General features: G+C 67.5%; 19 protein-coding genes. 6 read left to right on the forward strand and 13 right to left on the reverse strand.

Features of this window, described 5'->3' with window-relative positions:
• Positions 1-4 precede the first annotated feature (4 nt).
• The 3 genes from hpt to dacB form a co-directional block, all read right to left on the reverse strand.
• Positions 5-559, reverse strand: coding sequence for a hypoxanthine phosphoribosyltransferase (gene hpt / locus BKH20_RS04040; RefSeq protein ID WP_075248100.1), 555 nt, complete (start codon positions 557-559; stop codon positions 5-7).
• Positions 560-672: 113 nt separating this feature from the next.
• Positions 673-1,893: a zinc-dependent metalloprotease gene (locus tag BKH20_RS04045; RefSeq protein WP_075390028.1), complete on the reverse strand. Its 1,221-nt coding sequence runs from the start codon at positions 1,891-1,893 to the stop codon at positions 673-675.
• An 81-nt stretch (positions 1,894-1,974) separates the two neighbouring features.
• Entirely contained in the window at positions 1,975-3,369 is a 1,395-nt protein-coding gene (gene dacB / locus BKH20_RS04050; RefSeq protein ID WP_075390029.1) for a D-alanyl-D-alanine carboxypeptidase/D-alanyl-D-alanine endopeptidase, read from the reverse strand.
• Positions 3,370-3,604: 235 nt separating this feature from the next.
• On the opposite strand from dacB, the gene BKH20_RS04055 reads away from it, so the two are divergent.
• Positions 3,605-4,105, forward strand: a complete 501-nt coding sequence (locus BKH20_RS04055) for an inorganic diphosphatase (RefSeq protein WP_010614423.1) — start codon at positions 3,605-3,607, stop codon at positions 4,103-4,105.
• Between the two features lie 203 nt (positions 4,106-4,308).
• Here BKH20_RS04055 and BKH20_RS04060 read toward each other — a convergent pair whose 3' ends face one another.
• Positions 4,309-5,712: an NlpC/P60 family protein gene (locus tag BKH20_RS04060; RefSeq protein ID WP_081381381.1), complete on the reverse strand. Its 1,404-nt coding sequence runs from the start codon at positions 5,710-5,712 to the stop codon at positions 4,309-4,311.
• A gap of 823 nt (positions 5,713-6,535) precedes the next feature.
• Between BKH20_RS04060 and BKH20_RS04065 the strand changes: the two genes are divergently transcribed.
• Both BKH20_RS04065 and metX read left to right on the forward strand, forming a co-directional pair.
• Positions 6,536-7,960, forward strand: a complete 1,425-nt coding sequence (locus BKH20_RS04065) for an O-acetylhomoserine aminocarboxypropyltransferase/cysteine synthase family protein (protein WP_075390030.1) — start codon at positions 6,536-6,538, stop codon at positions 7,958-7,960.
• An 11-nt stretch (positions 7,961-7,971) separates the two neighbouring features.
• Positions 7,972-9,192, forward strand: coding sequence for a homoserine O-acetyltransferase MetX (metX, locus tag BKH20_RS04070; RefSeq protein ID WP_075390031.1), 1,221 nt, complete (start codon positions 7,972-7,974; stop codon positions 9,190-9,192).
• Positions 9,193-9,612: 420 nt separating this feature from the next.
• Here metX and BKH20_RS04080 read toward each other — a convergent pair whose 3' ends face one another.
• A complete protein-coding gene (locus BKH20_RS04080) occupies positions 9,613-10,557 on the reverse strand; it encodes an NmrA/HSCARG family protein (protein ID WP_075390032.1) in 945 nt (314 codons plus the stop codon).
• Between the two features lie 122 nt (positions 10,558-10,679).
• Here BKH20_RS04080 and BKH20_RS04085 point away from each other — a divergent pair, with 122 nt between their 5' ends.
• Positions 10,680-11,045 carry a winged helix-turn-helix transcriptional regulator gene (locus tag BKH20_RS04085; protein WP_075390033.1) on the forward strand — a complete coding sequence of 122 codons (366 nt, stop codon included), beginning with the start codon at positions 10,680-10,682 and terminating at the stop codon, positions 11,043-11,045.
• A gap of 264 nt (positions 11,046-11,309) precedes the next feature.
• Positions 11,310-13,925 (forward strand): sialidase family protein, encoded by a 2,616-nt coding sequence (locus BKH20_RS04090; RefSeq protein WP_075390034.1) that lies wholly within the window; start codon positions 11,310-11,312, stop codon positions 13,923-13,925.
• Positions 13,926-14,537: 612 nt separating this feature from the next.
• On the opposite strand, the gene BKH20_RS04100 is transcribed toward BKH20_RS04090, so the two are convergent.
• Complete coding sequence (locus tag BKH20_RS04100; RefSeq protein ID WP_075390035.1) at positions 14,538-14,792, reverse strand: Txe/YoeB family addiction module toxin; 255 nt, start codon at positions 14,790-14,792, stop codon at positions 14,538-14,540.
• Positions 14,792-15,043, reverse strand: a complete 252-nt coding sequence (locus BKH20_RS04105) for a type II toxin-antitoxin system Phd/YefM family antitoxin (RefSeq protein ID WP_075390036.1) — start codon at positions 15,041-15,043, stop codon at positions 14,792-14,794. The genes BKH20_RS04100 and BKH20_RS04105 overlap by 1 nt, the downstream gene beginning before the upstream one ends.
• Before the next feature lie 173 nt (positions 15,044-15,216).
• Between BKH20_RS04105 and BKH20_RS04110 the strand changes: the two genes are divergently transcribed.
• Complete coding sequence (locus BKH20_RS04110; RefSeq protein ID WP_075390049.1) at positions 15,217-15,540, forward strand: HigA family addiction module antitoxin; 324 nt, start codon at positions 15,217-15,219, stop codon at positions 15,538-15,540.
• Positions 15,541-15,569: 29 nt separating this feature from the next.
• Here BKH20_RS04110 and BKH20_RS14585 read toward each other — a convergent pair whose 3' ends face one another.
• The 6 genes from BKH20_RS14585 to BKH20_RS04140 form a co-directional block, all read right to left on the reverse strand.
• Positions 15,570-16,022 carry a type II toxin-antitoxin system Phd/YefM family antitoxin gene (locus BKH20_RS14585; RefSeq protein WP_256693029.1) on the reverse strand — a complete coding sequence of 151 codons (453 nt, stop codon included), beginning with the start codon at positions 16,020-16,022 and terminating at the stop codon, positions 15,570-15,572.
• Positions 16,023-16,052: 30 nt separating this feature from the next.
• Positions 16,053-17,471 (reverse strand): cation:proton antiporter, encoded by a 1,419-nt coding sequence (locus tag BKH20_RS04120; protein WP_256693030.1) that lies wholly within the window; start codon positions 17,469-17,471, stop codon positions 16,053-16,055.
• 367 nt (positions 17,472-17,838) lie between these two features.
• Entirely contained in the window at positions 17,839-19,083 is a 1,245-nt protein-coding gene (locus tag BKH20_RS04125) for a type II toxin-antitoxin system HipA family toxin (protein ID WP_075390037.1), read from the reverse strand.
• On the reverse strand, positions 19,080-19,367 hold the full coding sequence (locus tag BKH20_RS04130; RefSeq protein WP_075375762.1) for a helix-turn-helix domain-containing protein: 288 nt from the start codon (positions 19,365-19,367) through the stop codon (positions 19,080-19,082). The genes BKH20_RS04125 and BKH20_RS04130 overlap by 4 nt, the downstream gene beginning before the upstream one ends.
• Before the next feature lie 470 nt (positions 19,368-19,837).
• On the reverse strand, positions 19,838-20,152 hold the full coding sequence (locus BKH20_RS04135; protein ID WP_143224937.1) for a HepT-like ribonuclease domain-containing protein: 315 nt from the start codon (positions 20,150-20,152) through the stop codon (positions 19,838-19,840).
• Between the two features lie 19 nt (positions 20,153-20,171).
• On the reverse strand, positions 20,172-20,468 hold the full coding sequence (locus BKH20_RS04140) for a nucleotidyltransferase family protein (protein WP_070661622.1): 297 nt from the start codon (positions 20,466-20,468) through the stop codon (positions 20,172-20,174).
• Positions 20,469-21,244: the final 776 nt, after the last annotated feature.

A 21,244-nucleotide genomic window follows, 5' to 3' on the forward strand; every position in this document is an offset into this window, starting at 1 on the left:
TCAGTCAACCCCCGTAGACCTCAGGGCGCAGCGTACCGATGAACGGCAGGTTGCGGTACCGCTCGGCGTAGTCCAGCCCGTAGCCGACGACGAACTCCGTAGGAATATCGAAGCCGACGTACTTGACGTCCACCTCAACCTTGGCGGCGTCGGGCTTGCGCAGCAGCGTGGCGATCTCCACCGAGGCCGCGCCGCGGGAAGACAGGTTGCCCAGCAGCCAGGACAGGGTCAGCCCGGAGTCGATGACGTCCTCAATGATGAGGATGTGACGGTCGGTGACGTCGGTGTCCAGGTCCTTGAGGATGCGCACCACGCCGGAGGACTTGGTGCCCGAGCCGTAGGAGGACACCGCCATCCAGTCCATCGGGGCACTCATGTGCAGCCGGCGTGACAAGTCCGCCATGACGTAGACGGCCCCCTTGAGCACGCCCACGAGCAGAGGGTCGCGACCGGCGTAGTCCGCGTCGATCTGCGCGGCCATCTCATCGAGGCGCTGCCCGATCTGCTCCTCGGTGATGAGAACCTGCTGAAGGTCCGATCCCATGTCCGTGGCGTCCATACGCCCTGCCTTCCTCATGTGTCGTCATAACTGCGCGGGCCCACCGTGGCCGGGGAGGCCACCGGTCCGCGCCGACGCCATAAGCCTGCCACAACGGGCCGCGACCTGGCACTTCAGCTGACGCGACGCACCCACACGTCGGGGCGGGCGAGCTCAGCCGGCGTGGGCAGCAGCTCGGGATCGGCCCACACGGCGTTGAGCCCCTCGTGCCCGATACGGGTCACGACGCTGCGCACGAAGGCGGCGCCGTCGGCGTACTGGGCCTCCTTGGCCTCCAGGCCCATGAGCCGGTGCAGCAGGAGCGAGCCCAGTCCGGGGCCGGGGCCGATGCCGCCGTCGGCCGCGCGGCTGCGCGAGAGCACGGCCCGAAGCCGGTGGACCGACGGCATCCGGTTGGGGTGCACGTCATCGAGGACCACCTCGGCGTGCCCCTCCAGGAAGGTCAGCGCGGCCGCCAGGGAGGCGACCTCGGCGCGATCCGTGACGTTCATCAAACCCTCGAGCACCCGCCCTCGGCCCGCACGCGCCGCAAGGCGCACCGCCCGGCCTCGCCGCGGCCGCTGCCTCCCCCGCCCTCGTGAGCTCTCGCCCCCGGCACCGTCGGCGCCCCCGTACACGGCCTCGACGACGGCGCCGATCACCATGCGCATGGAGTCCGACAGGTAGGGGCCGAGCCAGGGCGCGGCGGCCAGCTGGACGGCGTGGGTCATCTCGTGCAGGCAGACCCAGGCGGGCAGGTCGAGCATGTCCAGGTCCATCTGGCGGCGCACCGCCAGCACGTTGGGGGCCACGAGCAGGAGGTGCGGCGACGCCGCCCCATCCCAGCCTGTGCCTGTCGCCACGTCACGGGCCGGCGCGGTGGCGGGCGCCGCGACGTCGGCCCCCTCGCCTGCGGGCGGAGCGGCGTCGGCGGCACCGGCCCCGTGGCCGTGGGGTCCGCTCGGGGCCGCGGGCACCACCTGTCCCAGGAGCCGGGTGGCGAGCAGGCTCATCGCCCCGGCGATCTCGGCGGCCCCGACGAGCTGGATCGCCTCCGAGGCCCGCGGGGCGGGCACCTGTTCCATGAGGCCGCGCAGCGCCCGGGTGGAGGCGCGCACGAGCCCGGCCCGGTCGACGACGCTCACGCGTGTGGACTCGGCGACCTGCTGAGCCGCCCGGTTCAGGCCGGTGATCCTGGCGACCCAGGCCGGCGCCTCCTGGGCGGAGCGGCGCAGGACCGCCACCGAGCTGGCGCGCGCCGAGCGCGAGGCGCTGGGGCCTGCCGGGATGAGCGCACTCAGGCGCTCCACCGTCCGCCAGTCGACGAGGCCCGCCGCTGTGCCCTGGGTCGTCACCGTGACACCTTTCTCGCCGAGTTCACCGGGCTGCCCGAGCCCCTGCCTTTCGCCACTGCGCCGAACACGCCGCCGCGCCTCTCACGAGCAGCCGCAGGAGGCCAGGGGCGCCACGAAGTGGTTGTCGATCGCGGCCGCGGCCGCCCCGACGCCGTTGGCGGGGAAGCCGTTGGCCAGGACCGCGAAGGCCAGCTGGCGCCCGTCGGCGGTGGTGACGACCCCGGCCAGGGAGGAGGTCTGCTCCAGTGAGCCGGTCTTGGCGCGCACCGTCCCGGCGGCGGCGGTGTCGTGCAGGCGGTGGTCCAGAGTCCCGTCCAGGGCGGCGACGGGCAGATCGGCGATGAGGGTGCGTCCGGCCGAGCTGCCCTCGCCTCCGGCGGCCTTGGCGAGGATCTGGGCCAGGAGCCTGGCGGGGACCTTGTTGCCCTTGGCCAGCCCCGAGGAGTCCAGGAGCGTCACCCCGGAGGTGTCGAAGCCGTCCTTGCTCAGCTGGGCGAGCACGGCCTTGGAGGCCCCGGCAAAGTCAGTGGTCTCCTTGGCGTGCGCGGCCACGAGGCGCCCCTCGACCTCGGTCATCGTGTTGTCGGAGGTCTTCAGCGACAGGGCGAGGATGTCGGACAGCGGGGCGGAGGAGACCGAGGCCATCTCCCGGGCGCCACCGGAGGCTGCGGCGCGGGTCGGTTCGCCGTCGACCGTGATGCCGGCCTCGCTCAGGTGCTTGGCGAAGGCCTGGGCGGCCCCCATGGCCGGATCCTCCGGGTAGCCCTGGTTCTGGGTGGCTGAGACATCCACCATGATCGGCTGGATCTTGGCCACGTACTGCTCGTTGCCGGCCTCCCACTTCTCGTTCCACTGGGCACCAGTGAACAGGGTGTCGTCCAGGCGCAGGGAGACCGACGTCGTCCCCTGGGACTTGAGCTTCTCAGCGGTGGCGCGGGCGAGGTCGCCCAGGCCGGCGTGGCCGGCCGTGGCGCTCGGGTCGCCCTCGTTGTCGGCCAGCAGCACGTCACCGCCGCCCACGAGGGTGAGGGTCTGCCCCTCCAGGACGGCCTTGGTCTGAAGGGTGTGTCCCGGCCCCATGGAGGACAGGGCGGCCCAGGCGGTGAGCACCTTGTTGGTGGAGGCCGGCGTCACCCCGGTGGCGGCCGAGCGGTCCAGCAGCTCCTCGCCGGTGGCGACGTCGACGACGGAGGCCGTCACGTTCCCCCCGGTCAGGGCGGCGTCGGAGGCCACGCCCTGGGCGTAGCCGCTCAGGGCGGTCTTGGAGGGTGTGGGAGCCCCCTGGTCCAGGCCGGAGGGGGCGGCGGCGGTCTTGGCGCTGGGGCCGGCCGGAGTCGGGAAGGGCCGGGGGGCGACGTCGGCGTAGGCGACCGTCACCGGGCCGGGCAGCAGGTCGAGAGCATCGCCCAGGCTGTAGTAGCCGCCGAAAACCAGCAGGCTCGCCGCTGTCAGGGCAGCGGTCTGGACCTTGCGCATACGTCCTCCGGACTGGGTTGTGGACAGGCTGGGATGGCCTGTATATCAAGTAGGTAGGGCGCCCAGGAGGTTACCGCCACCGGTGCACCGACGTGCAGAGTACGCGTTTACCGACCTCAGGCGCTGTCGTGCGCCACACTAGTGCCATCAATACCCGCCCCGCCGGATCGACGCCGACCAGCAGGCACCGTTCCAGCGCCCAACGAGCTGAAGACACGAGCGAAGGAGGCTCCCCGTGGAGTTCGACGTCACGATTGAGATCCCCAAGGGCAACCGCAACAAGTACGAGATCGATCACGAAACCGGCCGAATCCGCCTGGACCGCATGCTCTTCACCTCGACGCGCTACCCCGACGACTACGGCTACATCGACGGGACCCTCGGTGAGGACGGCGACCCCCTCGACGCGCTGGTCCTGCTGGAGGAGCCGACCTTCCCCGGCTGCGTCATCCGCTGCCGCGCACTGGGCATGTTCCGCATGCGCGACGAGAAGGGCGGCGACGACAAGGTCCTGTGCGTGCCCAGCGCCGACCAGCGCGCCTCCTGGCGTACCGACATCGAGGACGTCTCAGAGTTCCACCGCCTGGAGATCCAGCACTTCTTCGAGGTCTACAAGGACCTCGAGCCCGGCAAGTCCGTCGAGGGCGCCCACTGGGTGGGCCGCGAGGAGGCCGAGGAGGAGATCCGCCAGTCCTTCCAGCGCGAGGCCGACCGCGTCGCCCGCGAGGGCCACTGACGCTAGCCGGGCGGGCGGGGCGGCATACATGCTCCGCACCGCCCCACAGCTCGCGACTGACGAACCGCCCGCCCCGGCTTTCGGGGCGGGCGGAATACGTGCTCGAAGGCGTGGCGGGTCTGGCGGGAGCGCCGCGAGGAACGAGCGGCGCGGATGGTAGCCGAGAGCGCGTGTGCCGCCCGCCCCACCCCCGCTTGAGAGGTTCAGAGGCGCACCGCGTAGGGCATGACGCCGGAGTAGCGCATGGGGGTGACGCGCACGGTCATGCCGAAGGTCGGCGCCTCGATCATCGTGTCGTCGCCCAGGTAGATGGCGACGTGGTAGATGCCGGACTGGCTGCCGTCGGAGGACCAGAAGACCAGGTCTCCGGGCTGGGCGGCGTCGAGCGGGACCTGGGTGCCCTCCCCGTACTGCACGCGCGAGGAGTGCGTGAGGTACACGCCGGCGGCCGCGTAGGAGACCATCGTCAGCCCCGAGCAGTCCAGGCCCGACGCCGACTCCCCGGCCCACACGTAGGGGGTTCCGATGTAGCCCATGGCCGCGTTGATGGCGGTGGAGGCCGCGTTGCCGGAGTACGACGGCGCGGGCTCAGGCTCAGGCTCAGGCTCCGGGGTGGGAGCGGGAGAGGGCGCGGCCTCCTCCTCATCGGCCGCCTCTGGCTCCGGCTGGGAGGTGGTGGCGGGTTCCTGAGCGGAGGACTGGGGACTCGGGCTGGGCTGGCTCGACTGCTCCTGGGGAGCAGGGGCCGACTCCTGAGGCTGGGCGGCGGCCTGCTCGGCCTGCTTCTGAGCGAGGTCGGCGGCCGCCTTCTCCGAGGCCGCCTTGGCGGCTGCCTGGGCGGCGGCCTCCTCACGGGCCTTACGCTCGGCCTCGACCTGGTTCTGATACTTCGTCTCCAGCTCGACGGTGGTGTTGCGCTGGGCGGCCAGCTGGACGATGAGGTTCTGGCGGTTGGTGCGGGTGGTGGTGACGGCGTTCTGGGCGTCGTTGGCGGCGGCCTCGGCGTCGGACTTGGCGGTCGCGGCGGCGGTTGTGGCGGTCTCCTTGGCCGTGACCTTCTGGTCGGCGATGGTCTGCATACTCGCGGCCACCGCCTCGAGGGCCTCGACGTTCTGGACCTTGGCGTTGTTCTTCTCGCCGGCCCGGGTCAGGGCGACGTCGGCGTCGGCCAGGTCCGCCAGTGACTCGCTGGTGAGGTAGGGGGTGAGCGGGTCGAGCGGGTTGCCGCTCTCCTGGTAGGTCTGGACGACGATCGAGCCGAGGTCGGAGCGGGCCGTGGCCGTGCTGGAGGCGGCGGCGTCGGCGTTGGCCTGGGCGGTCTGGGCGTCCTTGGTGGCCGTGTTGAGCTCGTCGACGGCGGTCAGATAGTCCTCGTTGGCGACCTGAGCCTTGATCTGGGCCTCCTCCAGGTTGCTGCTCTCCTGGGCGAGCTGGGCCTCCAGGGAGGCGATGGAGGTGGAGGTCGAGCGCTCGGAGGCCTTGGAGCGATCGATGTCGCTCTGATCCACGGGGTCGGCCAGCACCGATGGCGCCAGGGTGCATGCCAGGGCCACCACTGCGGTGGCAACAACACCGTATCCGTGCCGTCTTGGGGGGATCGAGCTCACAGGGGTTCTCCGTCGTGATGGGGCTGAACGTGAGGATGACGCCTCACCCGGGGACCGGCGCCGGCCCGCCGTCGGGATCCGTTCCGCGAGATCACGGGGGCGCGGAGCGGATGAGGGGACGAAGACGGCAGACAGCGTCAGCCCGGATGCGACAAAGCCACACTAGTCGCTTTGGCCCCATCTGAAAACAGAATTCACACTATTCACAATCGTAACTTACATCTCTGTAGTTAACGGATTGTGCCTGCGCTGACGGGGCTCTTCGTCGTCGTCATATGACCGTGACCGATATGACATCCGGCACAAATGACCGTTTGTGCAGGTCACTATGGGTTGAAACGGCCGGATCGTCGCCGGCGGAAGGCGGTCGCTCAGGCCGGACAGGCCAGCACCGCCCCGCGGCAAGGGGACGCCGCGAAGGCGCCGCACCCGCGCCGAGCCCTACACCGCGGCCGCATGGCGGACACGCGTTTGGACCACCCGCGGAGGAAACCGCTAAAGTCGGAGCATGTTCCGTCGTCCTGAGGCCCTTCGGCCGGACGCCCCCACCACGGGGCGAATGCGCAGCTGACGCGCACGCCGCCGTCGGCCCACGTGCGCGTCCCCGCCCTCACCCGCACCACCACAGAAGTTGCAGCACGGTGACGGCGGACGACTCAGCACCACGACTCCTCGCCCCGCCTGCTGCCGGGCCGGCTCCGACGCCGGCCCCAGCGGGCCCCGGGCAGCCGCCCGTAGGCGCGCCGCAACCGCCGGCGCGAGGCAGGCACCGCTCGTGGCACTGACATCGCCGCCGGCCACCGGAAACCACCAAGGAGTCCTCATGACCGACCAGCACCCCACCACCCCCGACCAGACCGCCCCCCAGGGCGCGCAGCCGGTCCCCTCCCCCACCAGCCCGGCGGGCTGGCGCTTTGAGACCAAGCAGGTCCAGGCCGGGCACGACCCGATGTCCGAGCCCACCCACGCCCGGGCCATCCCGATCTACCAGACCTCCTCCTACGTCTTCGAGTCGGCCGAGCAGGCGGCCTCCCGCTTCGCCCTGAGCGACCTGGGCCCGATCTACACGCGCCTGAACAACCCCACCAATGACATCGTCGAGCAGCGGATCGCGGCCCTGGAGGGCGGTGTCGGGGCGCTGCTGACGTCGTCGGGGCAGGCGGCCACGACCCTCGCCCTGGTGACGCTGGGCGGGGCGGGCAACAACATCGTGGCCTCCCCCTCCCTGTACGGCGGCACCACGAACCTGCTCACCCACACCCTGCCGCGGCTGGGCATCGAGGCGCGCTTCGTGGACGACACGGGCGACCCGGCGGCCTGGGCGGCGCTGGCCGACGAGCGCACCGTCGCCTTCTTCGGGGAGTCGATCCCCAACCCGCGCGGCGACATCCTCGACATCGAGGCGATCTCGGCGGCCGCGCACGAGCTGGGCATCCCACTGGTTGTGGACAACACGGTGGCCTCGCCCTTCCTGACCCGCCCCTTCGAGTGGGGCGCGGACATCGTGGTGGCCTCGGCGACGAAGTTCCTGGGCGGGCACGGCTCGTCCGTGGCGGGCGTGATCGTGGACTCCGGCGGCTTCGACTTCGCAGCCCAGCCCGAGCGCTTCCCGGGCTTCAACACGCCCGACGAGTCCTACCACGGCCTGGTCTACGCCCGGGACCTGGGGGTGGGCAGCCCGCTGGGCGCAAACCTGGCCTTCATCCTCAAGGCGCGCGCCGAGGGCCAGCGCGACCTCGGCTTCGCGCTGGCGCCGCACTCGGCCTTCCTCATCGCCCAGGGCATCGAGACGCTCTCGCTGCGCATGGAGCGGCACGTGGACAACGCCCTGGCGGTGGCCACCTGGCTGGAGGGGCGCGACGACGTCGCCTCGGTGCGCTACTCGGGGCTGGCCTCCAGCCCCTACTACGAGCGGCACCGCAAGTACTGTCCACGCGGGGCGGGCTCGATCCTCACCTTCGACCTGGCCGGTGGGCGCGAGGCGGGGGCGGCCTTCATCGACGCCCTGAGCCTGTTCTCCAACCTGGCCAACATTGGGGACGTGCGCTCACTGGCGATCCACCCGGCCACCACGACGCACTCCCAGCTCGATGACGCCGGCCTGGCCGCGGCCGGGATCAGTGCCGGGACCGTGCGCCTGAGCGTGGGGATCGAGCACATCGACGACATCCTGGCCGACCTCGAGCGCGGCCTGGCGGCGGCCCGGGCCGTCGGGGCGGGAGAGCCGAGCGCGGCGGCCGGAGCCTGAGGCGGCGTGCCATGAGTGCGACCACATCCTCCTCCTACCCTGTCTCCAGCGGCAGCACCCAGACCGAGCCGGCCGCCTTCGGCGTGGGGACGGCCTCCTCCAAGCTGGTGGACCGCAAGGCCGGCTCCCCCACGGGCGCCTGGCGGCCCGGCGACGAGCCGGGGCACCGTCGGTTCCTGGAGATCGGGGACCTGCCCCTGGAGTCCGGGGAGGTCCTGCCCAACACGGTCCTGGCCTTCGAGACCTGGGGGGAGCTGAGCCCGCAGCGCGACAACGCGGTGCTCGTGCTGCATGCCCTGACCGGCGACTCCCACGTCACCGGTGAGGCGGGGCCCGGGCACCCGACGCCGGGATGGTGGTCGGACCTGGTGGGGCCCGGGCGGGCCATCGACACTGAGCGCTACTTCGTGGTGGCGGCCAACATCCTGGGCGGCTGCCAGGGCTCGACGGGGCCGTCGTCGACGGCGCCGGACGGGCGCCCCTGGGGGTCGCGCTTCCCGTGGCTGACCACGCGCGACGCCGTCGAGGCCGAGGCGCGTCTGGCCGACGCGCTGGGGATCGAGGTCTTCCACCTGGTCATCGGGGCCTCGCTGGGCGGGCACCGAGCCGTCGAGTGGGGGGTCACCCACCCGCAGCGGGTGCGCAACCTGGCGCTGGTGGCCACCGGCGCCTCAACGACCGCCGACCAGCTGGCCTGGTGCCACCTGCAGGAACTGGCGATCGTGGCCGACCCCTTCTTCTTCGACGGCGACTACTACTCCCACTCGGTCGGGCCGGTGCGGGGGCTGGGACTGGCGCGGGCGCTGGCCCACACGACCTACCGCAGCGCCGCCGAGCTCGACGAGCGCTTCGGGCGGCGCCACCAGGGCGAGGAGGACCCGGCGGTGGGCGGGCGCTACCAGGTGGAGTCCTACCTGGACTACCACGCCGGCAAGCTGCTGGCGCGCTTCGACGCCAACACCTACCTCATCGTCACCCACTCGATGATGGTGCACGACGTCGGCACGGGGCGCGGCGGCATCGAGGCGGCGCTGGCGCGAGTGCAGGCGCGCACGCTCGTGGTGGACGTGGACTCCGACCGGCTCTTCCTGCCCGCCCAGGCAGAGGAGCTGGCCGGCGGCATCCCCGGCGCGAGGCGCGAGACCATCAGCTCCCTGCACGGGCACGACGGCTTCCTCATCGAGGCCGAGCAGATGGACACGATCCTGCGCGACTTCCTGGCCGACGCATAGACATCGACAAAACTGACCAAAACTTCAGAAACGACCCGGAGCCGCGTCGTCTATGAAGATTCCGTCGGTGAGTAAGAGTTGTGCTGCCCGCGGTGGAAGTAGGCAGCCAGCTCCGCGTCGAGCTCGGGCACGTCAAAGGGCACGGAGCCAGAGCGCAGGGACCGGGTGGCCAGCCCCCCGCTGCGACGGCGTCACGCGCGCTGATCGGCGAGACGTCGATGTCCCCGCCATCGACGTCGATTGCGGGCATACCAGGGGGGAGAACATCCCTATGGCCATTCCTATGGCACAACGGAAAGAGCAGGTGGCACAGCACCTCAAGACACCGGAAGAGAATGTCAACAGGAGCGTCATGCAACGTGACGGTCGCCCCGCGGACACATACTTCGCACACCGATCCCATAGATGGCACGGGGATCATCACCCATATGAACGAGCCTCTCCGCGCCACCCCGTGGCACGGAGGAACTGTTCCCACGTGAGCGCCTCCGGGTCTATACTGCGACTCCACTCAAGATCACGATCCTGCCGAAAGTAACCGTACTCAACAGCATAGTTGACCATCCCCAGGATCTCCTGCGCATGAAGATCATCGGCAACCAATTCAGGAAAGTTGCGCGCCAACCCGTCATACGTGAACGCATCGCGATATTCGGCTCGCAGTCCGGTAACATCCTGGAACGTTCTCACCATCTCGCGCGGAGAGATGACATCACCCACGATCGGCAGGGTTTCACCGTCATACCTCTCCGGCTTGCTGATGATTTCCCGCACAGCCGGACCAGTCGCCGTGACGGGATCGACGAACGGCGCCCGAAAATCTTCAGGAAGATATATAGGAAGGACAAGCGAGCCGTCCTCCACCCTGGGAACGTAGTACTCCATCAAATTGGTGTAGAAAAATGAGAGGATCACAAAAGTACTAGCTACGGGCAGACCACTGATGTACTCCGCAACCCGTGCCTTGTCGGTGAAATGAGGTGCGAACAACTTTCCACCTGTGGTCTCATCAACGTTCTCCAAGGCACTGAACACAACGTGTTCAACCCCGGCCCTCACCGCAGCATCAGCGATCCGACACCCCAACTCGTATTCACGAGACCCTCTCGGAGGAGTGGGAGGGGTGACCAAGAATGCAGCACGAGCACCAGAAAAAGCATCAACCCACGCATCATCACTCCCCAACGAAAGCGACCCCGCCACCAATTCGGCACCTTGACGTTCAAGGCTTTGCGCCACCTGCGATGCGGGATCCCGAGTCAGTGCCCGCACCCTGTAGCCTCCACCCTGCAGCAACGATCTCACAACGCTGCGCCCCTGCTTGCTGGTTGCACCGGCAACAGCAACAATCGGAGTGTCCAGCATGTTACGCTCCCATCCATGACTCATAACGAACATTGGCTGACACAGGACAGCGTCACAGGAGTGAGACCGCCACGTCAAGAACTATCTTTTTAGATAGTCCCCTCAAAACGGAGACATGACACATGAGAACCGAATACATCAGCGAGTTCGTCAGTTTCAACGACAAGACCTACTCCTGCCCGATCAGCGTGGCCATGAATCTTGTCGGAGGAAAATGGAAGACGGTCATCATTTACCACCTTCAACACGGGCCGAAGCGCTTCAGCGAACTACGAAACGATCTCGTGTCAGCAACAGATGCAACACTCACTCATCAGCTCAAACAGCTCGAGACGGACGGCCTCATATCACGCCGAGCCTTTGGCGATAAGCCGCCACTGAAAACGGTGTACTCACTCACCGACTTCGGTCGAACCTTTTTACCCGCCTTACAGGCCCTGACACAATGGGGAAATCAGGTGGTAGCAGAGCGAGGTCAATTCATGTAGATGCCCTCATGTTTCTTGAAGTGGACCACCGAAGACCTACACGGCACACATTCTCTTGGCGCGAATCACAGCCACGGAGTCATTCACCGACACGACCGGCCGTCGAGACGAACTTGACGGCCGGACAATTTATACCCCGTCGGCGACTCGCCCGACTTTGCAGAATCGTGATGTTCCGTTACCTTATCGTGAGACGTCTGACATCTACCGTCTACGTCTCCTGTTGAAGGCAAGGCCGCCTCGGCACCCTAGAACGGAACACCTATGACATCGCACAGTCCTTTTTCCCGGAGGCGCCTGCCGGCTCTCCTGGGCTCCCTGCCACTGGCCGCCACCGGCCTGATCGCCGCCGCGCCCCCGGCGCTCGCCGTCCCCACCTCTGACGGCCTGGCCGACGTCACCATCACGCAGGTGAACGCGCCCGCGGACGGCCTCTACTCCGTCGGCGATGTCATGACCTTCAACATCACCCTCACCAACACCAGCGGCGAGGCCCACTCCTACGCCCCTGCCTCGACGAACCTGTCCGGGAACGTCTCCAAGTGCCGGTGGCGCAACGTCCCGGCCGGGACCACCAAGACCGACTGCACCGGCCTGGCCACGCACACGGTGACCGCCGAGGACGTCAAGGCCGGCGGCTTCACCCCGCAGATCGCCTACGAGGTCAAGGCCGTGGAGTACGCCGGGAAGGCCCTCAGCACCCCGGAGACGATCAGCGGCGCGACGAGCCCGGTCAAGGCCGCCACGCTGCGGGTCGAGTCGCTCACGCCGTCGTCGAGCCAGGAGAACTACAAGCTGGGCGACACCGTCAGCTACACGGTGCGCGTGCGCTCGGTGTCGGACAAGACGATCAACGTCGCCGCCACCGACTCCTCCTTCGACGACCTGGGCCGCCAGTGCCACTGGGGCGGCCTCAAGCCGGGCAAGGGCGCCGTCTACAACTGCAAGGCACTCACCCACACGATCACACAGGCCGACGTCGACGCCGGCCGCTGGACGCCGTCGATCACTCTGACGGCCACCGGCACCGACGGCGCCACCCTTCAGACGCTCACCGCCACCGGCAACCCGATCAACGTCGTCGGCGACCACCCGCAGGCCACGCCCGCGCCGGCGCCCGACGCGAGCACCGACCTGCCGGCCTCGATGAGCCAGGCCCAGCACGTGGCCCCCAACACGGCCACCGACAACTACCGCATCCCGGCGATCACCACCGCCCCCAACGGGGACCTGCTCATCTCCTACGACGAGCGCCCGAAGGACAACGGCAACGGCGGCAGCGACGCCCCCAACCCGAACCACATCGTCCAGCGCCGCTCCACCGACGGCGGCAAGACCTGGTCGGCGCCCACCTACATCCACCAGGGCACGGAGACCGGCAAGAAGGTCGGCTACTCCGACCCGAGCTACGTCGTCGACCACCAGACGGGCACGATCTTCAACTTCCACGTCAAGTCCTACGACCAGGGCTGGGGCGGCTCACAGACCGGCACCGACCCGGACAACCGGGGCGTCATCCAGGCCGAGGTGTCGACCTCCACGGACAACGGCTGGACCTGGACGCACCGCACCATCACCGCAGACATCACGAAGAACAACCCGTGGACCGCGCGCTTCGCGGCCTCGGGCCAGGGCATCCAGATTCAGCACGGCCCTCACGCCGGGCGCCTGGTGCAGCAGTACACGATCAGGACCGCCGACGGCGCGGTGCAGGCCGTCTCGGTCTACTCCGACGACCACGGGAAGACGTGGCAGGCCGGCACGCCGATCGGGACCGGCATGGATGAGAACAAGGTCGTTGAGCTCTCCGACGGCTCCCTCATGCTCAACTCGCGCGCCTCGGACAGCTCCGGCTTCCGCAAGGTGGCCCACTCCACCGACGGCGGGCAGACCTGGAGCGAGCCGGTGTCCGACAAGAACCTGCCCGACTCGGTGGACAACGCCCAGATCATCCGAGCCTTCCCGAACGCCGCCCCGGACGACCCGCGCGCCAAGGTGCTGCTGCTGAGCCACTCACCGAACCCGAAGCCGTGGTCGCGTGACCGCGGCACCATCTCGATGTCCTGCGACGACGGCGCCTCCTGGACGACCAGCAAGGTCTTCCACGAGCCCTTCGTTGGCTACACGACGATCGCGGTGCAGTCCGACGGCAGCATCGGGCTGCTCAGCGAGGACGCCCATGACGGTGCTAGCTACGGCGGCATCTGGTACCGCAACTTCACGATGAACTGGCTCGGCGAGCAGTGCGGCCAGAAGCCGGCGGAGCCGAGCCCGTCCCCGACGGCGGCACCGTCGGCGGCACCGACGAAGAAGCCGGCCCCGTCGGCCGCGCCGAGCGCTGCACCGGAGCCGAGCAGCGCCCCGGCTCCGGAGCCCACGACCGCTCCGAGCACGGAGCCGACGGCAGCCCTGATGCCGAGCTCCGCGCCCGAGCCGAGCGCTGGACCGACCGCTGCGCCCGAGCCGGAGACGTCGCCTGCTCCGACCGCTGAGCCGACGCAGGCGCCGGGCACCCAGCCGAGCTCGGCGCCCAAGCCGGGTGCCACGGGTCGGGCGCCGTCGGTGGTGAACCCGAAGGCGACCGCTGCGCCGACACAGTCGGGGCGGCCGTCGTCGAGCGCGAGCCCGGCACCGAGTCGGAGCGCGGCGGCGACGTCGAAGCCGGGCATGGAGCCCGATGAGATCGATCGGCCGTCTGACGGGGCCATGGCGCAGCCGACCGGTGGCGCCAGCACGCCGAGCGCCACGCCGACGCAGGCGGCGAAGGCCGGCAGCAGCCTGTCTCGCACGGGGACCAACGCGCTGCTGGGCCTGGGCCTTGCGGGTGTCGCGGTTGTCGGCGGTTACCTGCTGCTACGGGCTCGTCGCGCGAAGAACTGAACACGCGATGAGCCGGCTATCCGGCTCGGAGCGCTGACTGAGGGGTGGGACGCCGACGCGCCCCACCCCTCAATGCTGTCCTGCTCGGCGGAGCGGCCGCCTCAGCGGCGAGACGCGACCGCGCGGACCAGGCTCGCCACCGGGTGCCGGCAGGTCGCCGGGTAGGGAGATCTGCGCGCATGACTTTTGCTCACATCCGGCGAGGTGACATGGCGCAGATCGAGCCCAGGCGGGCCCTGCGCTGCTGAAGGGCCCCAGCGGCCCTCCGTCCTCACCGACGAGACGCCCGGCAGTGTCCAAATCGGTGACAAAGGCCTGGAACAGACCAGAACCGGCGAGAAGAAACCGCATGATTCCAACGTTCCTTCTCCCGCACTGATGGCACCGTGGCTCCTTTGTCACCGATTTGGACACCTGCGCCCTCCAGCGCCCCTGCAATGCGGTCATGTTCGAGCGCGAGAGCCCGTGAGAGCCCGTTCGTATGCGTCGAGCAGACGACGGGCGTTCTTGGTCGACCGGAAGAGGTAGGCGGTCTCCTGCCAGCTCGCGTACTCGTCGGCCAGCATGAGGACCGCACGGTCGTTACTCGAGACGACACGACCGCCTTCACTATCAGTAGTGGTAGCGAACTTGGAGAATCACCAGGTCATCACCAGCAACGAGGTACACAAGGCGATGCTCGTCAGTGATCCTTCGCGACCACGCACCCGAGGCGCCGTACTTGAGCTGCTCGGGTTTACCGATACCTCCGAAGGGATCGCGAAGGGCCGCATCGATGAGCATGTTGACCCGTTTGAGGATCCTGCGGTCCGCCTTCTGCCAGTACGTATAGTCCTCCCACGCCGACGAGACCCATACGAGACGCATCAGTCCTCCCGGTCAAGGTCATGCGTCTCCGTCTGGCCCGCACAAGCCTGGCCATACGCATCAAGAAGGCGTCGCGCGTTCTCAGGCGATCGGAACAGGTAGGCGGTCTCCTGCCAAGCAGCATACTCGTCGGCGGGCATAAGAACAGCACTGCCCTTACGTGAAACAATCTCAACGGCGTCATGATCGGCGTTGACTCGCTCAATGAGCGGGTACAACGTCTTGCGCGCCTCGCTTGCACTGATAGACATAAGAGCACCTCTTCCCTCAGACGTACCAGGATACGGTACCATCCGAGACGATAGACTGTAGGCTCTCTCACTCCCTCACACGGTCCGAGCAGCCACCTACTGCACCTCAAGGGCCTCAGGAGCAGTCACCGGGGCACTTCCTGCGAGGGGCTAGCACTCAGGAGGTGCGGATGATGTCGAGCTCGTCGACTACCACTGACGCTGACCGGATCGACCCGATTCACCCGGGCGAGGTCCTCATGGAGGACTTCATCGAGGGGTTTGGGATCACCCAGAACAAGCTCGCCACGGCCATCGGCGTGCCCCCGCGCCGCATCAACGAGATCGTGCACGGCAAGCGCGGCATCACCGCGGACACCGCTGTACGGCTGGCCAAGTACTTCGGCACATCTGCTGAGCTCTGGATGAACCTGCAGAGCCACTATGAGCTCAGGCTTGAGCGCCGGGCACTGCGCGAGCAGCTCGACAGCATTGTGCCGCTGCAGCCGGTGGCGTAGACAATACAGACGGTATACATGACCGACGCTCACATCCGGCGAGGTGACCTGGCGCAGATCGAGCCCAGGCGGGCCCTGCGCTGCTGAAGGGCCCCAGCGGCCCTCCGTCCTCGCCAACGAGACGCCCGGCAGTGTCCAAATCGGTGACAAAGGCCCAGAACGGGACGGAACCGGCGAGAAGAAACCGCATGATTCCAACGTTTCGTTTCCCGGGCTGGCGACATCGGGGCTCCTTTGTCACCGATTTGGACACCAGCTCCTTCCAGCGCCGCTGCAATGAGGTCGGGTTCGAGCGCGAGAGCCCGTGAGAGCCCGTTCGTATGCATCGAGGAGACGCCGGGCGTTCTCAGGTGACGGAACAGGTAAGCAGTCTCCTGCCAAGCGGCATACTCGTCGGCAGGCATAAGAACCGCTCGACCGTTGCTCGAGACGATCTCAACGGCATGGTGACTGGCGGCGATGCGGTCAATGAGCGCCAGCAACGTCCGGCTCGCTTCGTCGGCGCCGCCGGTCTACTCGACGTCGATGGGGCCGTTGATGTGGAGGGTCTCGACGTCGAGGCGCCGGTTGACTCGTGAGGCGGTGGAGTCGTCGATGCGGCCGGCGAAGCGCAGGCCGTGTACGCGCTCACGCAGGTGCTCGATGACGGCAAGCCGCAGGGCGCTCTCCGGGCGGCTATAGACGTCGGCCTCACTCTCTGTGGCCGAGTTGAGCACGGAGTCGTGACGACGTGCATAGTCGGCACGCACCGCCTCGATGGCTGCGTCGTCGTCGACGCCCGCGCGTTCGGCGATGGCATCGAGCTGGCTGATGGTGTCGGCGAGGATGTCGGCGAGGGCCTCGGTCTCCTGCGACTCGACGGACTCGGCGGTCTGTGTGCCGGCCGAGGGCCTGGCGTTGGCCCAGCGGACCACGTAGGGCAGGGCGAGGCCCTGGATGAGGAGGGACAGGAGGGTCGCGCCGGCGACGACGAGGATGATGAGGTTGCGCTCAGCGTAGGCGACGCCGTCGAAGGAGGTCGGGATGGACAGTGCCATCGCCAGTGAGATCGCGCCGCGGAAGCCAGCGACCGTGGAGACGATGCGGCCGCGGATGTTGGTGCGGCGCAGGCGCTGCTCGGGGCGGCGGTCGAGGGCGCAGATGGAGTAGATGATGAGGTGATGGCCTGCGAACCTTCCCGCGACCATGGCGATGTAGATGATGGGGATGAGGATGAGGCCGCGTACGAGGTCGGCGCGGGGGAGCTCGGCGACGATGCCGGGGAGCGCCACCCCCACCATGACGAAGAGGATGGTGTTGAGAATGTGGGTGAGGATCGTCCAGAAGGGGATGCCGAGGACTCGCGAGCCCAGGGACATGTGCGGGGCGGCGAAGCGGGAGATAACGATTCCGCAAGTGACGACGGCGAGCACGCCTGAGCCGCCGATCTCCTCGGCGATGAAGAAGGTGAGGAACGGGGTGGCCAGGGCGGTGATTGTCGCCAGCATGGGGTCGTCGGTGATGGTGCGGACCCGGATGCCGATCTTCGTGACTGCCGCACCGACGAGGGCTCCTGCACCGATTCCTCCGCCGAAGGATAGGAGGAGCTGATGCGTGACGAGACCTGCGGTGACGCCGGAGGAGTCCTGAGCGGCTTGGAGGGCGATGGCGAAGATGACCAGGGCGGTGCCGTCGTTGAGTAGCGACTCGGCCTGAAGAACGGTGCGGCCGTTGGGGTTGATGCCGCGTCCCAGGCTGGAGACGGCGGTGGCGTCGGTGGGGCCGAGGCAGGCGCCGATGAGGAGGGCGGCTCCCACGCTCAGACCCGTGAGGACGCCGATGAGGGTGATGAGGGCGTCCGTGATGGCGACGAGCACCGTGGCGCTGAGGATGATGCCGCGCAGGCTTCGTCGCATGCGGTTGAGGGAGACGGACAGCGATTCCCAGTACATGGAGGATTGGCAGGAAGATCGTGAGGACCACGGTGCTGGGCAGGTACATCTCCTCCCCCACTGGGAGCACCGCGACTCCCACGCCGGAGGCGATGAGAAGTACCGGGGCGATGAGGCGGAACCTGTTGGCGATCGCGTAGGCGACAACCGAGGCGCCGATGAGGGCGACGATCATCTCGATGGTCATGAGGCTGCCGGGTTCCCTTCCTGGGATGAGTGTGGCGAGCGGGCTGCGGTCGGCCCGGGAGAGGGGCGCAGTCAAGCCCGGCTCGGGGCCAGGCCTGTGTCAGGTCCGGGCCGTGCGCAGCCTACTAACGCTTCCTTCAGCGCCCCTGGGGATACTCGATTCGCGTCACGAGACGCCGCTTCAATCCTCGGCGTGCGTGGCTCGGGTGAGAGCTTCCAGGCGAGGCTCGATGGACTCAGCCATCATGGTGATCTCCCGCTCGGGGAGTCGGTTCGCCCGCGCCTGGCCCTGCCATCCTGACAGAGACGCAGTGATGCGTCCGATTCGCTCCCGCGCCTCCGATTGAGTGAGCCGGTAGTCGTTTGCTATAGCCAGGAGCCCGTCGATCTCGTCGGGCATCGCGTCTGCTCCCATGATCGACGTCGCACGGGGCTGACTGAGGTCGGGATTCGGGTTGACGTCGAAGACGGGGCTGAGTCCCCAGAGCCCACGGTCGGCGAGGAACCCGTGGTTGCGCAGGTGGTCGTCAGTGTTGCCGAGGGCGATGCTCGCGATGATTCGGTCGTAGAACTCATGGAGGTCTTGGACGGGCGAGCGAGAGAGATCGCGAATCGCCTCGGCGAGGTCGGCGTAGTCCTTCTGGTCCCCGTCGGACGATCCAGTGGCTGTCATGGCACTGATATAGCCGATACGCGCGCCATCACGGGTTCTGTCGAATCTCCGCAGGATCAGGATGCTTCGATTGCCCACTTGGGTGAGCTGGTGCTGGGGTGTGCGAACGCCCGCTGTCTCGAGGAGGTCGAGAGCTGTGGCCTCCCAGGCCATGACGTCCCAGGAGTCGCCGGAGTGAGGGAATTTCGCAATGGCGAGGCCGCCGTCGTCGAGCCGGACCGAGGCCTTGGGCCGCGCACCGCCGAGGCCCGTCGTCCCTGTGTCGAGAAGTCGTTTAACGGCGTCGGAGGGGTCATCGTCGGAGGCCAGTTCGTCGCTGGCGTGCAGTAGCTCAGGCAGAGCGACGAGCCGCGGAACGCGCGAGGGCTCTCCCAGGAACTCGTCGCTCCCGGGGGCCCGGAAGCGTAGGGCGCCCTGTCGGGTGTCGTCGCTGACGCCCAGGAGGAAGTCGAGGTCGTCCAGCTGACGGGGAACGCGTCCCTTATCGCGGGCTCGCGATCGTTCGGCCTTGCGGATGAGGTTGCGGCCCCAGCGGTCAGGCGCGCTGTCAGCAAAGGCTCCAACGAGCCCGGGCTGGTATTGAGCGCCGGGTACCAGGCTCAGGGCTGGGTCGATGTTCATCCCACCGTCGGCGAGGTAGGTGGGGTCGTAGAGAAAGGTGGTGGAGATCTGGCCGCGCGATCGGGTGAAGTGCGCTTGGCCGACCAGCCGGTGGGGGCCGTTGGCATCGGAGAGGATCTCGATAGTGGTCATCGGGCGCGCTTTCTAGTGAGGCGGCCGGCGCGGAGGCGGCCGATGTCGCTGGCCAGGGGGTCGGCCGCGTCAACAAGCTGGTCGAGGATGCCCAGGGCGCGCAGCACCTGGGTGACGCTGTTGAAGCTGACGTTGGGGTTGCCCGACTCGATCTTGCGCAGGGTGTCACGGGTGATGCCCGCTCGCTCGGAGACCTGCTGCGCGGTCAGGCCGAGCACCATGCGCCACCCGCGCACGTGCTCTCCGAACTCCGTCAGCTGACGGTTGATCCTGTAGCCCGACATGTCCCTCCATTCACTATGACGACCATCGTAGCCCGAACTGAGAGTTGTGGCGATGTTGCTAGTCGTATCGTTTAGCGAACGTGGAGTGGACAACGGTTGCGGCAACTGAGGATCGCCCCTCAGACGCCCGGGCCGCCCGCCGGCGGGTTGTTCAACCTCATAGCCCAGGCACAGGGCGTGGTGGCCGTGTCCTCCGACGGTCCACTGATGCTTCTGAACTGCTACCAGCGGTCGACCTTCGTTGACCCGCAGGCGACGACCTGCTGACCAGCGAACCTGCAGCCGCAGTTCAAGAACTGCTTCAAGACGAGGTCGCTCATTGGCCACGGCTCGGGCGAGTCCTTCCAACCAGCCTTCCAAGGCCCTGACTCCGTGGCGATCCAACCCCGCGAGAGTCGGCTGGTGGTGTCCTTGTCTTGAGCGGGGCGACGACGACGGAGCAGACGGCTGAACTCCGGGCTTGCGCTTCGTTACGGTTCCATGCCGGATAGCAGGACGTCAAGTTGCCGGCCGAGTTCAGGAAGATCGTTGCGTGCCGTCGTCACCAGGATGTCGACGTCGATTGACCAATACCCGTGCGCAACTCGATTGCGCAAACCGATGGGTCGACGCCAGATGATTTCCGGGTGACCTGTACGAAATTCCTCCGGCAGCTTCGCCGCCGCCTCTCCAAGGATCGTGAAGTTCCAAGCCAGAGCATCAGCCTTCACCCAGTCGTCTTCGAGGTCAGCACTGAGCTGGACTCCGTCAATGAGGGCGACGATGCGGGATATCGCATCCCGCATCTCTCTCAGGTAAAGATATTCAGGCCGCCACATAAAATGGCTCCGCGTCCGCAAGGACCTGGTCACGGATCAGCGGGTGCAGTGCCTTCCGTGACACTAAGTCGACGGGGCGTCCGAATAGGTCGGCAAGATCCTGCGATAGGTCCTCGATCTCCCAGCCGAGCGCTCGCCCCTGAGCGAGTTCGTAGAGAAGATCGACATCACTTCCTGGGCCGTCCTCTCCACGAGCGACGGATCCGAAGACGTCGAGGCGCGCGATCCCGAAGCGACGGCACAGCGCGTCCAGCCTCAATCGGTCGACATCTAGAGTCTCCATGCGCCAAGTCTACGCGATGAGCAACACATGGCCACGGGTCGGAGGCGGATCCCTCCTACCCCCACGTATAGCCGGCACTACTTCCTTCCGACGACCAACGCCCTCCGCCCCATGGCTCGCTGCCCGCAGTAACAGTGGGTCAGCCTTCCTGTCGAGGCACTGAGCCCATGACCACTCCTCCGATCCGAGCCCCCAAACTCATGCCTTGTCAGATGAGACGGTGGTGGCCGGAACAGATGCGACGGTCGTGGACTTCTGGCGCTTCACTCTGTCCAATCTTCGGATGAACAATGCTCGCGGCTACCTTGATGAGTTCCTGGCGACGAGGGCGATAGGTTTGGCTGGACTGCGAGTCAAGTGGGATTCTTACGATGCCCTGACACTGAATGGGGCCACGATTGGTGTCGAGGTCTCCACTTTTCTTGAGACTCAGAGGCTTATGGGATTCGCCCCTCAGTGGGGTACACGGGGGTGTGCTGGGACGGCGCTTGTGCGGAGTCTTCAACGCAACGTTCAAGAATGAGAGGGCCCATCGGATGGTGTACCCAACCCAGGATAAGGCGATCAAGAATATTGCCTCTTGGATCGAACTGAGATGCAATCATGTTTGCCTTCACCCAGCCCTGAGGTACCGCCCCCGAACGAGGCCGAACGCGAACTTTTAGACTTAACGAAGGCAGCCTGAATCAAGAAAACAAGCACTGTCCGAAATACACCCAGCAGTCCAATACATTGGGAACCTACTAGAGGATCACCCAGGGGGTCGGCAAAGTTGG

The sequence above is a fragment of the Actinomyces oris genome (assembly GCF_001937445.1).
Classification (GTDB): Bacteria; Actinomycetota; Actinomycetes; order Actinomycetales; family Actinomycetaceae; genus Actinomyces; species Actinomyces acetigenes.